This window comes from uncultured Desulfovibrio sp. (assembly GCF_944324525.1).
Classification (GTDB): Bacteria; Desulfobacterota; Desulfovibrionia; order Desulfovibrionales; family Desulfovibrionaceae; genus Desulfovibrio.
In genome coordinates, this window is sequence record NZ_CALUWS010000001.1 from 105,040 (window position 1) to 117,659 (window position 12,620).

A 12,620-nucleotide genomic window follows, 5' to 3' on the forward strand; every position below is an offset into this window, starting at 1 on the left:
CTTACGGTTGTTCGGTAGAGGGGCCGCCGTCATCCGTGCCGCGGGCGGCCGGTTTGCGGCGGCGCTTGCGGCGGGTCTTGCCGCCTTCGCCCTGCCCCGCCGTCTGGCCAGCGGCGCTTTCCTGCCCCGCGGCATTGTCCGGCAACGTGTCCGGATCGCCTTCCGCCTCCGGCAGCAGGTCATGGAAGCGGGACAGATCGTCATCGATGGTGTCCGGCGTGGCGGAAACGATGAGCATGCCGTCCGTGGCGGGAGAGGCCGACGGCCTGGCCTGCGCCTTGCCCTGTCCTGCCTGTTGCTGCGGCGCCTCGGGGCGGTGCGGTTCAAGGGCCTGCCATTCTTCAAGCGTCAGTTCAAGTTCTTCGTTGTTCTCGTTGAGCACGGACAGGGAGTTGCGGAACATGTTGGCCCGCAGGACCTTCATGCTGCCCTGCGTGGTCTGGTATTTCTTGCCCAGGCGGGGACAGTTGCGATGGAAGCGGTCGTAGTTCTCCTGCTCGTAGGCAAGGCAGCACAGGAGGCGTCCGCAGATGCCCGAGATCTTGGCCGGATTGAGGAAAAGGTTCTGTTCCTTGGCCATGCGGATGGTCACCGGCGCGAACTTGCGCAGGTAGCGGCGGCAGCAGCAGACCATGCCGCAGTTGCCCACCGCGCCCACCATCTGCGTCTCGTGGCGCACGCCGATCTGGCGCAGTTCGATGCGGGCGCGGTATTCGCGCACCAGATCCTTCACCAGCTCCCTGAAGTCGATGCGCGCCGGGGCGGTGAAGTAAAAGATGAACTTGCTGCGGTCAAAGTAGACTTCCACTTCCACAAGTTTCATGTCCAGCCGGCGTTGCCGGATGCACTGGCGGCAGAAGGCGGCGGCCTCCTGCGCCAGGACGGCGTTGCTGCGGGCGCGTTCCCTGTCCTCGTCCGTGGCCGGACGCAGGATGTCCTGCGCGGCGTCGGCGTAGGGCGCGGGCAGGCTCTCATGCGGCCCGGAGACGACTTCGGCCAGGGCCTCGCCCTGCTCGGCGGCGATGATCACCTGGTCGCCGGGGCGCAGCGCATCCGGGCCGGAATGGTAGCTCGTCTGGCCGAGCGTACGGAATTTCAGGCCATAAAGGGGCATGACGATACGGAACCTCGTGAAGAAATCATAACGACAAACAGTGCTTTTCCGACATATTCCCTGCGCTGTCAACACGGGACGCTCCTCCCTTGCCAAGCGTGCCGGCCTGACATAGGCTAAGACACTTTTCTTTGACGAGGTATGCACGCATGATATCCCATAAGGAAGCGCTGGCCCTGCTGGCGGAAAATGGTGTGGAAGGCGGCCTTTTGCAGCACAGCACGGCGTCGGCGGCGGTCATGGCCGCCCTGGCCCGCCACTTTGGCGAGGATGAACAGCTCTGGGCGCTGACGGGCCTGCTGCATGACGTGGACTATCCGGCCACCATGCAGGAGCCGCAGCGGCACGGGCTTGCGGCCGGCGAGCTGCTGGCGGGCAAGCTGCCGGAGGAGGCCATCGTGGCCATCCGGGCGCATAACGGCGAGATGACGGGCGTCATGCCGCAAAGCCGGCTGGACTATGCCTTGCGCTGCGCGGAGACCGTCACCGGTCTGGTCGGCGCCGCGGCCCTCATGCGGCCCACGGGCTACGAGGGCATGGAGAGCAAGAGCATCAAGAAGAAAATGAAGGACAAGGCCTTTGCCGCCAACGTCAACCGGGACAATATCCGGGAATGCGAAAAGATCGGCCTGGAGCTGGACGCCTTCCTCACGCTGGTCATCGCCGCCATGAAGGCGGAGCATGACGCCGCGCAGCCGGCCGCATAGGGCGTACAGCTTCTCTCCAGAGAACATTTTCAGTATTCGCTGTCTGTTTTGGGGGAAGGGGTTCCCCTTCCCCCACAAAAGCAATGAACAAGGAGAGGAAAACATGTCGCAGCAGCACATGGACGACGCGTCACAGCCCATGCTGTCCGTCTGTCACAGGGAGTATAACGGCATAGCGACCGACATCCGGCTGCTCGGCCCTGCCAAGCTGGACTCTCCCCTGCCCTTCCGGGCCTGGGCCGACGACCGGCGCATCCCCATCTATGTGGACAGGGAGCTCTGCGACGACTTCGACGATCCGGTCTGTCTCTGCTTCGAGGCGGCCGGGCCGCGGCGCAAGCTCTATTTCGATCCCCGCCGGGCCAAGTGCGCCATCGTCACTTGCGGCGGGCTCTGTCCGGGACTCAACGACGTCATCCGTTCCATCGTCCTGGAGGCCTACCATGCCTACGACGTGCCGTCCGTCCTCGGCATCCGCTACGGTCTGGAAGGCTTCATTTCCCGGTACGGGCATGCGGTGGCCGAACTGACGCCGCAGCGCGTGAGCGACATCCACCGCTTCGGGGGGACCATCCTGGGCACCTCGCGCGGGCCGCAGTCCCCGGAAGAGATCGTGGACATGCTGGAGCGCAACAATGTGAACATCCTCTTCGTCATCGGCGGCGACGGCTCCATGAAGGCGGCTCAGGCCATCGCCACCGAGGTCTCGGCGCGCAACCTCAAGCTTTCCGTCATCGGCATCCCCAAGACCATCGACAACGACATCAATTTCATCGCCCAGTCCTTCGGCTTCGAGACCGCCGTGGCCAAGGCCACGGAAGCCATACAGTGCGCCCATACCGAAGCCTGCGGCGTGCATAACGGCGTGGGCCTCGTCAAGCTCATGGGGCGCGAGTCGGGCTTCATCGCGGCGCGCGCGGCGCTGGCGCTCAAGGAAGTGAATTTCGTGCTCGTGCCGGAAGCCCCCTTCCGGCTGGAGGGCGAAGGCGGCCTGCTGCCCGCGCTGGAGCGGCGGCTGGCGGCGCGGCATCATGCCGTCATCGTGGTGGCCGAGGGCGCGGGCCAGCATCTGCTGGATCTGCGCGGCGAAACGGACATTTCGGGCAATCCCGTGCTGGGGGACGTCGCCACCCTGCTGCAGCGGGAGATCCGGCGCTACCTCGGGGAGCGTCAGGTGCCGCATACGCTCAAGTTCATCGACCCCAGCTACATCATCCGTTCCGTGCCCGCCACCCCCAACGACAAGGTGTACTGCGGCTTCCTGGGCCAGTACGCCGTCCATGCCGCCCTGGCCGGACGCACGGAGATGGTGGTGGGCCGCCTGCAGGACAAGTTCGTGCATCTGCCGCTGCCGCTGGTGACGGCCAAGCGCCGCAAGCTCAACATCGCTTCCGATCTCTGGCGGGCCGTGCTGGAGTCCACCGGTCAGGGCATGCTTGCCGGCATGCTGCCGCCGGAGCAGGCATAGGGCGGAGCGCGGATGGATATCGCCGCCGCTCTGCGTTCTCCCCGGCGCATGCTGCAGATCAAGGCCTCCGCCGGATCGGGGAAGACCTATACCCTGACGCGCCTTTTCCTGAACCGGCTGGCCCAGTGCGAGGCAAATGCCGCCGGGGCGGGCGGGGCCTGTCTGGTGCGCCATGACGGCCCCGCGCACTGGGGGGAAATCCTCGCCATCACCTTCACCAATGCCGCGGCCACGGAGATGCGCGACCGCGTCATCAGGGAGCTGAAAAGCGTGGCCCTGGGCAACACGGCACAGGACATCCCCCTGCAGCCGCATGCGGCCGCCCGCTGGCTGGAGGTCATCCTCCGCGATCTTTCCTCGCTCAACATCCGCACCATCGACAGCCTGCTGCATCGCATCGTGCGGGCCGCGGCGCTGGACCTCGGCCTGCCGCCGGACTTCCAGCCCGTCTTTGCCAGCAGCGAGGCCATGCAACCCCGGCTGGACAGGCTCATAGACGAGGCCTGGCACGGGGATGCGGACAAGCTGGCCATGCTGCGCTCCGTGTACGCCGGCCTGATCTTCCAGGGGGACAGGAAGGGCTTTGTGGCGGGCGCTCACCTTGTGGAGGAACTGCGCTCCCTCTGGGACGGCTTTCTGGACGGCACTTTTGCCCGGCTCAGCCCGCCGGCGGCCATCGACGAGGAGGAAGGGCGCATCTGGACGGCCTGCCGTACGGCGGCCGAGGCCTTCCTTGAGGAAGGCCGGGGCAGCGGCATCAAGCTCAATCTCCATGCGAAGAAGGCCTGCGAGAAGGTCGCGGCCGGGGATGCGGGCTTTATGACGAGTACCTACTTCACCGAGCCGGGCAAGGAGATCCTCAATAAGGGCAGCGCCCGTCCCGCTTCGCTGACGGAAGCCTGGGAAACGCTCTGGCGGACGGCCCATGAGGCCATCCGTCATCTGACCGTGCTGGAGGAGGCGCGCAAATCCGCCGAGACCGTCCGGCTTGCCCGTCTGCTCTGCGAGGACTTTGCCGCCGACAGCCGCCGGGACGGCAACATACCGGCGGTGCTCATCCCGCTCAAGGCCCGTGAGGCGCTGTCCGGGGAGTTCGGCGTGCCGGAGGCCCTCTGCCGTCTGGGCAGCCGCCTGCGGCATTTCATGCTCGACGAGTTCCAGGACACCAGCCGCCAGCAGTGGCAGGCCATGCATCCGCTGGTGGGAGAAGCCCTTGCCCAGGGCGGCACCCTGACCTGGGTGGGCGACGTCAAGCAGGCCATCTACGGCTGGCGCGGCGGCGATACCCGCCTGTTCGACGAACTGGCGCGGGATGCGGAGCTGCTGGGCATGGCCGAGGGCTGCCGTCAGGAATCCCTGCCCTGCAACCGGCGCAGCCGTCAGGTCATCGTGGAGCACAATAACCGCCTGTTCTCCCGTCTGGCCGACCGCGAGACGGCGCGGGAGGTGCTGACGGCCATCCTGGGCAGGAGCGTTCCCGCCGATCTGCTGGAAGAAGGCGCGGCCGCCGTGGCGGGCGCGTATGCCGATGCCGTGCAGCGTCTGCCGGAGCCGTCCGCCCCGGGCGGCTGCGTGCGGGTGTACGATGCGGCGGAGGCGGAGACGATCGCCCATGCCGCCGAAGGCAGGCAGGCCGTGGGGGAAAGCCTGCTGCGCCTTGTGCGGGAAACGGGCGCGCGCCGCCCCTGGTCGGATCTGCTCGTGCTGGTGACCACCAACGAACTGGCCCACGATTATGCCGAGCTGCTCATGGAGGACGGCGTCCCCGTCATCACGGAGAACAGCCTCCTGCTGGCGGAGCATCCGCTCATCCTGCAGCTGGTGGCCTTTTTGCGCTTTCTGGACCGGCCGGAGGACGATGTGGCCCTGTGGACCGTGCTGCACGGCGAGCTGCTGGCCGGGCATCCCGCCTTCAGCCTCGAACCGCAGGCCCTGCACGACTGGCGGGCCGCCCATGCCCGCAGGCAGCGTCCGCTCTGGCAGGCCTTCCGGGAGTTCCGCCCGGATATCTGGGACTATTTCCTGGCGCCCTTCCTCGGGCGGGCCGGTCTCATGACCCCTTACGACACCCTCATGGAATGGTGCGAACGGCTCCGGGCGCGCGAGCGTTTCCCTGACGCGGCGGTCTTCCTGCGCTGCTTCATGGAGGTGCTTTCCTCCGCCGAGGAGAACGGCCTGGCCTCTCCGGCGGCCTTTCTGTATCACTGGGATCAGAAGGGACAGGAAGAGAAGGTGCCCGCGCCGGAAAATCTGGACGCCGTGCGCGTCATGACCATTCACAAGTCCAAGGGCCTGCAGGCCCCGGTGGTCATTCTGCCCGGTACCGGCATGTCCCTTCTGGTGGACAAGATGCTGCCCGTGAGCGTGGGCGGGGTGCGCGTGGTTTGCCGGGCGCGGGCCAGGATGGGCGAGCCGTATTACCGCGAATTCGTCCGTCAGGGCGTGGAGCGCCTCAATCAGCTCTATGTGGCCTTTACCCGTGCCTGCGAGGAGCTGCACGTCATCCGCACGCCGCTTTCCTCCTCGACGCGCGGCAGCGTCACGGCCGGTCTGAACCGGCTCTGGGAACTGGCCGGTTTCGCCGTCCCCTACGCGGAAGGAGAGCTCCCGGCACAGACGGCGGCGGATGCCGTGGACGATGCGGGGACGCCCGCTCCCGATGAAGCGCCCTCCCCCCTGACGGAAGACGGCGGCTCCCGCGCGGGCGCGGACGACGGCGGGGATCCGCCGTGGCGGCCCATGCAGTGGCTGCCCACGCTCAAGATCTTCCGCAACCCGCTGGGGACGGCCTTCCGTCCGCAGGACAGGGGGGAATTCCTGCACCATTGTCTGGAACATCTTGCCGCGGCGGCGGGCGAGAGCGCCGCATGCCGGGCGGAAGCGGCCTGGCGGCGCGGCCGGGAGACCTTTCCCCGGGCCGTGCCGGAGGATGAAGAGCTGCGCCGGGGCATCCTGACCGCCCTCGGCTGGGTGGCGGGGCAGCCCCTGCTCATGGACTGGCTGGGCCGGGGGCATGCGGAGCAGGGATTGCTCGTGCCCGGACGCGACGGCCTGCGGGCCGGCCGGGCGGATCTGATCGTTCCGGGCCGGCGGCGTCATCTGGTGCTGGAATTCAAGAGCGGCAGGCCGGAAGCGGGGCATGTGGCGCAGCTGCGCGGCTACCTGAGCTGCCTGCCGGCGGATCTCCCGGCCACGGGGCTGCTCGTCTACCTGGATGAGCGGTCTTTCCGGCGGGTGGAACTGTCGGACGTCACGGAAGCGCAGGCGGATCTGTCGCAGGTCTTCCCCTGCCGTCATGAGGTGTAGACATGGCCGGAACGCCCTTTTCCGTCTTTGACTGGCGCAAGCCCTTCCTGCCCGCGCTCAAGGAGCACATCGCCCGCCGTACGGAGGGCTGTCCCGGACGGGCCCTGCTGGTGGTGCCGCACAACCGCCCCTGGCGGTATCTGCAGCATCTTTATGCTCTGGACGGCAAGCCCACCCTGCTGCCCAAGGTCATGACCTTTACCGAGCTGCTGGGCCGCTGGCGGGAACAGGCGGGCGAGCCGCCCGTGCGCACGGCCAACAGTCTGGATCAGGTGGCGCTGCTGCGCGAGTGCGTCTCCGGCCTTTCCCGGACGGACAGCGGCCTTGCCGAGCGTTTTTCCCGCATGGAGATGGAGGAGTTCCTGCCCTGGGGCATGCGGCTGGCCGGCGTGCTGGACGAGCTTTTCGGGTACGGCGTGACGGCCGCCGACATCGCCCACATGGAAGGGGAAGTGGCGCCGCCCGCGGCCGCCCTGCTCGCCGCGCTGGGCCGCATCCAGGAGGCCTATGCCCGTCTGCTGCGGGAACGAGGCTGGACGACGCCGGGCTTTGACGCCTGCGAGACGGCCCGTCTTGGCGAAGACGTGCCGGAGAGCCTGCGCGCCCGGCCTGACCGGCCGGTGCTGCTGGCGGGCTTTGCCCTGCTGACGCCCACCGAGGACACCTTGCTCCGCCGTCTCTGGGAAGCCGGAACGGACGTCTGCCTGCACACGGACGCGGCGCTGGCGCTGGGCGGCAAAGCGCACTGGGCCTGCGAGGAGCATGCCCGCTGGCTGCGCAGCTGGCAGGCGCGGGCCATACTCGCGGATGCGGCGGATGCGGCGGAGCCGGCAGGGCCGGAATTCCATTTTTTTGCCGGCTATGACGTGCATTCCCAGCTGGCCGCCCTGCGTGAGGCCCTGTTGCCGGAGGCGGAGCCCGCCACGGCGGACGTCGCCCGGCTGGAGGATGCGGACGGCGAGGATGCCGGGGCCATCCACTGGGCCGCGGGCCAGGAGCCTGCCGGGCCGTCCACGGCCGTGGTGCTGACGCATAACGGGCTGCTCTTGCCGGTGCTGCATCATCTGCCCCGCAAGGACGTCAACATCTCCATGGGCTATCCGCTGGAGCGGTCGCCACTTTTTCGCCTGCTGGAAAGCCTTTTCCGCACGCAGGAGGAGCGCGGCGCGGACGGCCGCTATTACTGGCGGAGCCTGCTGGAATGTCTGCGCCATCCCTATCTGGCCATGCTCCAGCAGGAGGACGTTGTGGCGTCCGCGCCAGTGCCGGACGCGGAGCGCGCCTCCCTGCGGGAACCGCTGGCCCTGCTGGCCGAAGCCATCCGCCAGGGCAGCCGCAGCCTCACGCTCGACGAGGCCCTTTCCCCGGTGGAAGCTGTGCTCGCGCCGCGGGAGGCCCGCGCCCTGCGCGAACTGACGCATATCCTCTTTGAGGCCTTTGCCGCCGTACGGACCTGCGCGGAGCTGGCCGATGCGCTGGAGGCTCTGTGTACCTGCCTGCAGGAGCGCGGCGGGCACATCTGGCCGCATTATCCGCTGGACGCCGAGGCCATGTACCGTCTGCGGGAGCATTGCCTGCCCGTTTTGCGGCACAATGCCCTGAGCCGGGAGCCGTTCACGGCGCGGCAACTCTTCCAGTTCGCCCGGCAGATCATGCAGCAGGAGCGCATCCCCTTCGAGGCGGTCCCCCTGACCGGTCTGCAGGTGCTGGGCATGCTGGAGACCCGCCTGCTGCATTTCGATCATCTGCACATCCTGGACGCCACGGACGAGAGCCTGCCCGGCAGCGCGGCGCAGGATCCCCTGCTGCCGGACAGCCTGCGCCTGGAGCTGGGGCTGCCCGATGCGCGGCGGCGCGAGCGGGCGGCGGCGCATACCCTGTTCCGGCTGTGCGCCGGGGCGCGCAAGGTCTTCTTCTACTGGCAGGAGGGCATCGCCCGCTCCGCTCTCCTCGATGCCCGCAAAAGCCGCAGCCGCTTCGTGGAGCAGCTCATCTGGCAGGAGGAGCGGCGGCGCGGCCGCCTGCTCGCGCCCGGCGAAGAGCCTTTGCGTACGCCCTCCTGCGCGGCGCGGCCCTCCACGGCGCAACCGCGCGAGATCGACCATTCCCCCGCCCTGCGGGAGGCCATGCGGCGCTTCTTGTCCGGCCGTCTTTCGCCCACGGCGCTGGATGCCTACCTCGGCTGTCCCAAGCGTTTTGTCTGGCACTACCTCTGCCGCCTGCATGAGGCGGAGGAAGTCAATGAGGGCGACGACCATGCGCTGGTCGGCAAGGTCATCCATCGTGTGCTCGAGCAGCTGTACAGGCCGCATATGGGAAAACGCGTGGACGCGGCGTCTTTCCGGCAGGCGGATCTGGATGGGCTGCTGGCGCAGGCCCTTGCCGAACTGGGTGGAGAGAACGCCCTGCCGCCGGAGAGCCGCATCATGCTGGAGCTGTCCGCACCGTACCGGTTGCGGAAGTATCTGGACGCCCAGCCGGAAACGACCATCGTCGGCCTGGAGGAAGTGCTGGATACCCGGCTGCCGCTCTGGGAAGGACGCGAGTTTTCCTTCCGTGGGCAGGCGGACCGCATCGACCGGCGGGAAGGGACGCTCCATCTCGTGGACTACAAGACAGGCCGCGTCCACGGGCCGGACACGCTGCTCTGGAACGAGGAAGATTTCTGGCGGGAGCTGGAAGACTTCCGCGGCGCGGCGGAAGCCGGGACGGCGGATGCGGACGATGCCCTGCCGCTGCTCGCGACGGTGCGGGAGCGCCTGCGCAGTCTGCAACTGCCCTGCTATGTCGCCCTGCTGGCCGGGATGCGGCCGGAGGAACGGGTGGAGAACGCCTGTCTCGTGGAGCTCTACGAGAAGGGAGAGGAACACCCCCTGTTCAGCGGCCCGTGGGACGGCGAGGACTATGCCTTGGCCCTGCACCGCTGCCGCGAGCTGCTCGGCCTGGTGGTCTGGCATATGGAGCATTGCGCCGCCTTCCGGCCCGTGACGGGGCGCTGCGGCCGCTGCCCCTACCGGGGAGCCTGCCGGGCCTGATCGGGCCTGATCGGGACGGATGATGCCGGATAGTCCCGGATGCTCCCGCCCGGTGGGGAGGTTTTTTTTGTAAGATATTGTGCGGCCGCATACGGCGGCAGGCCCCGGAAGCGCATGCGGCGAGGCGGGAAAGCCCGCCGGGGGCGCGACACGCAACAGCCCGGCGTTCTTCCGTCCTTTCCGTCGCGCCGTCATCGGGACGATGTGTCGATGTGTGCGCTACCCTTGTGTTTTGGCCTGTTTTTCCTTAAAATTGTTCTGCTCTGGCCATGACGCCTCCCGTATGTGACGGGGGAAGACATGGCCTCCCTTTCCATGCGCCCGCGGAGGTTGTTCACCGTGCCTTTTCCCCCTTTGAAAATTGGCGAACTCTGCGCCCGCCGTCCCATCGTGCAGGGCGGCATGGGCGTTGGCATTTCTCTTTCCGGTCTGGCGTCCGCCGTGGCCAATGAAGGCGGTATCGGCGTCATCGCCGGGGCCATGATCGGCATGCGCGAGCCGGATGTGGCCAAAAATCCCATTGAAGCCAATCTGCGTGCCTTGCGGCAGGAGCTGCAGCTCGCCCGGGAAAAAACGCAGGGCATCATCGGCGTCAACATCATGGTGGCGCTGACCACCTTCACCCAGATGGTGCGTACCGCCATCGAGAACCGTGCCGACGTCATCTTTTCCGGCGCGGGCCTGCCGCTGGACATGCCCCGTCAGCTGCGGGAACTCTGCGAAGAAAAGAAGCAGGAATTCAAGACCAAGCTCGTGCCCATCGTCTCTTCCGCCCGCGCGGCGACGGTCATCGCCAAAAAATGGCTGAGCCGCTTCGACTATGTGCCTGACGCCGTGGTGGTGGAAGGCCCCAGGGCCGGCGGGCATCTGGGCTTCAAGGCCGAGGAGCTGGACGATCCGGCCTTTGCCCTGGAAAAGCTCATCCCCGAGGTGGTGGATGCGGTCAAGCCCTTCGAGGACAAGTGCGGCAAGGCCATCCCGGTCATTGCGGCCGGCGGCATCTACAACGGGGCCGATATCGACAAGTTCCTGCATCTGGGCGCTTCCGGCGTGCAGATGGGCACGCGTTTCGTGGCCACCCATGAGTGCGATGCCGATCAGCGTTTCAAGGAAAGCTATCTTGCGGCCACGGATGCGGATGTGACCATCATCAAGAGCCCTGTGGGCATGCCGGGCCGGGCCCTGAACAATGCCTTTATTGAAGCGGCACGTGAAGGGCGCAAAAAACCCTTCAAGTGCGTCTTTCATTGTGTGAGCACCTGCGAGCAGGAAAAGACCCCCTACTGCATCGCCTCCGCCCTCATCAACGCCATGAAGGGCAATCTGGAGCGGGGTTTTGCCTTCTGCGGGGCCAATGTTTCCCGCGTGAAGGAGATCATTTCCGTCAGGGAATTGATGGATTCCCTGCAGCGCGAATACGAAGCCGTGCAGGCCTGAGGCGTTTTGCCGCACGCACGGCGCAAGGGGGCGGGATGTCCGCCGTCTTGATGGGAGGGCGGCCGGCCGGCCGCCTCCTTTTTTACCTTGCCCGTCCGCACAGGCGGCGGCCGGAATGGGGCGCAGGGACGGATGCGGCCCACAAAGGGGCTTCCGGCGTCGCGCGCCCTGCCCCCTTTTTTCCGGGAAGAAGGCCCCCGGGGCTGTCCACTGAAGGCGATCAGAAGGAGCTGTCATGGAACGTCTTGAACTGTTGTCCGCCATGCTCATGGCCTTGAGTCCCGTCATGATGCTCATGAGCCTGATCAGCCCCAGAGGGGCGATATTTTTCCGCCGCAAGACACGCCTCAAGGGCGTGCTGCTCTGGCTGGGCGTAGGTCTGGCCGGGCTCGTGCTGGCGCATGTGGTGGTGCCGCAGCCCGGCGGCCGGCTCCCGGACGATCCGGCCGTGTCGCAGCCCGCGCCCGCTGCGTCCGCCGCGTCTGGGCCGGCGGCCGTGTCCCGGCAACAGCAATGAACGGGAGGTTTGGGGAATGATGGTCTTTTTCTGCAAGCGAACGACAACGGCCGACGGGCGTACCCGCTGGTCCGCCAGCGTGCCCACCCTGCTGGGGTTCACCACCGTCGGCTGGTTTTATTCCGAGGAGCTCGCGCACAGCTTCATCCATTTTCTGGAAAGCACGCCGCATGCGCGTGAAGAGGCGGAAAACGACGCCTGGCGCGAATTCCAGTTCCGTCTGGATTTCCTCTGGTGCGAAAAGCTCCAGAAGGAGCGTGCGGTGTTGGAAAGCCACTGGCAGCCGGTGCATGACATCCTTCTGCGCTATACGGCCGCCCTTGCCGAGCTGCTGCGCACGACGGACGCCGCCGCAGCGGACAGGGATACCCGTATCGCCGAAGGCTTCCAGGACATCTGGGAGTCCGCCTTCACGGCCATGCGCGCCCTTGAGGGGCTGGAACCGCTGGCCGATCTGCTGGAGGCGCAAAGCCGCGTGCATGGGCAGATCAGGGCCGAGCTTGAGCGTCAGGCCGGACAGATGGCCGAAGCGGGGACGCTGCCGCGTCTGCAGTAGAGCCTGTTGCCACAAATTTTACAAATAATTTCAAAGTATAAGAAAATAGCTGAACGCGTTCAGCTTGCCTTTTGTGGCGGTCTTGCCTCGTGTCCCTGACTCCTCCCCCGATAAAAGCGCGCTGGGGAAGGGATGGGGGGCTTGGGGGGAAGGGGAACCCCGCCCGCGCTAGGCGCGGGGTTCCCCTTCCCCCCAAACAGGCATCGACAGCAGAGCGAGGGCTTCCCCTTCCCCCAACAAACAGCAAATAGCGTCAACAGGCCCTGGCGGACCCCGCCGTGGTTGTCGGGGCGCGGACAGCCCTGCTCTTCAAGGGATACTTCACCTTTTCCAGGCGGGAAGGAGCCTTCACGGCCGGTAGCGGCGGTACGGAGAGCATTTTCCGTTTGAGACGCTTTGCGATGCAAAGCTTACGGCCTGTCGTTTTTCGGGAAAAAAACGCGGTATCTCCGCTCGTTTCGGGCCGGACGGCGTTGTGCC

The 12,620-nt window shown here is 66.8% G+C and carries 8 protein-coding genes; 7 read left to right on the top strand and 1 reads right to left on the bottom strand.

The features are described from left to right. Window position 1 precedes the first annotated feature (1 nt). Window positions 2-1,114: a regulatory iron-sulfur-containing complex subunit RicT gene (gene ricT / locus Q0K12_RS00465; protein WP_297259415.1), complete on the bottom strand. Its 1,113-nt coding sequence runs from the start codon at window positions 1,112-1,114 to the stop codon at window positions 2-4. A 149-nt stretch (window positions 1,115-1,263) separates the two neighbouring features. Between ricT and Q0K12_RS00470 the strand changes: the two genes are divergently transcribed. The 7 genes from Q0K12_RS00470 to Q0K12_RS00500 all read left to right on the top strand — a co-directional run bounded on the left by Q0K12_RS00470 (window position 1,264) and on the right by Q0K12_RS00500 (window position 12,140). Further along, a complete protein-coding gene (locus Q0K12_RS00470) occupies window positions 1,264-1,821 on the top strand; it encodes an HDIG domain-containing metalloprotein (RefSeq protein ID WP_297259417.1) in 558 nt (185 codons plus the stop codon). 139 nt (window positions 1,822-1,960) lie between these two features. Then, on the top strand, window positions 1,961-3,289 hold the full coding sequence (locus tag Q0K12_RS00475; protein WP_297259532.1) for an ATP-dependent 6-phosphofructokinase: 1,329 nt from the start codon (window positions 1,961-1,963) through the stop codon (window positions 3,287-3,289). A 12-nt stretch (window positions 3,290-3,301) separates the two neighbouring features. Further along, window positions 3,302-6,595, top strand: a complete 3,294-nt coding sequence (locus Q0K12_RS00480; RefSeq protein WP_297259419.1) for a UvrD-helicase domain-containing protein — start codon at window positions 3,302-3,304, stop codon at window positions 6,593-6,595. 2 nt (window positions 6,596-6,597) lie between these two features. Next, window positions 6,598-9,630 (top strand): PD-(D/E)XK nuclease family protein, encoded by a 3,033-nt coding sequence (locus tag Q0K12_RS00485; protein WP_297259420.1) that lies wholly within the window; start codon window positions 6,598-6,600, stop codon window positions 9,628-9,630. A gap of 339 nt (window positions 9,631-9,969) precedes the next feature. Then, window positions 9,970-11,067, top strand: a complete 1,098-nt coding sequence (locus Q0K12_RS00490; protein ID WP_297259422.1) for a nitronate monooxygenase — start codon at window positions 9,970-9,972, stop codon at window positions 11,065-11,067. A 235-nt stretch (window positions 11,068-11,302) separates the two neighbouring features. Next, on the top strand, window positions 11,303-11,584 hold the full coding sequence (locus tag Q0K12_RS00495) for a hypothetical protein (protein WP_297259423.1): 282 nt from the start codon (window positions 11,303-11,305) through the stop codon (window positions 11,582-11,584). A 16-nt stretch (window positions 11,585-11,600) separates the two neighbouring features. Next, window positions 11,601-12,140, top strand: a complete 540-nt coding sequence (locus Q0K12_RS00500; protein ID WP_297259424.1) for a hypothetical protein — start codon at window positions 11,601-11,603, stop codon at window positions 12,138-12,140. Window positions 12,141-12,620: the final 480 nt, after the last annotated feature.

What these genes read in the sequence shown, in the direction of transcription:
- Q0K12_RS00480 (WP_297259419.1), top strand. Translation starts at nt 3,302, where the DNA reads ATGGATATCGCCGCCGCTCTGCGTTCTCCCCGGCGCATGCTGCAGATC.
- Q0K12_RS00500 (WP_297259424.1), top strand. Translation starts at nt 11,601, where the DNA reads ATGATGGTCTTTTTCTGCAAGCGAACGACAACGGCCGACGGGCGTACC.
- Q0K12_RS00470 (WP_297259417.1), top strand. Translation starts at nt 1,264, where the DNA reads ATGATATCCCATAAGGAAGCGCTGGCCCTGCTGGCGGAAAATGGTGTG.
- Q0K12_RS00475 (WP_297259532.1), top strand. Translation starts at nt 1,961, where the DNA reads ATGCTGTCCGTCTGTCACAGGGAGTATAACGGCATAGCGACCGACATC.
- ricT (WP_297259415.1), bottom strand. Translation starts at nt 1,114, where the DNA reads ATGCCCCTTTATGGCCTGAAATTCCGTACGCTCGGCCAGACGAGCTAC.
- Q0K12_RS00485 (WP_297259420.1), top strand. Translation starts at nt 6,598, where the DNA reads ATGGCCGGAACGCCCTTTTCCGTCTTTGACTGGCGCAAGCCCTTCCTG.
- Q0K12_RS00495 (WP_297259423.1), top strand. Translation starts at nt 11,303, where the DNA reads ATGGAACGTCTTGAACTGTTGTCCGCCATGCTCATGGCCTTGAGTCCC.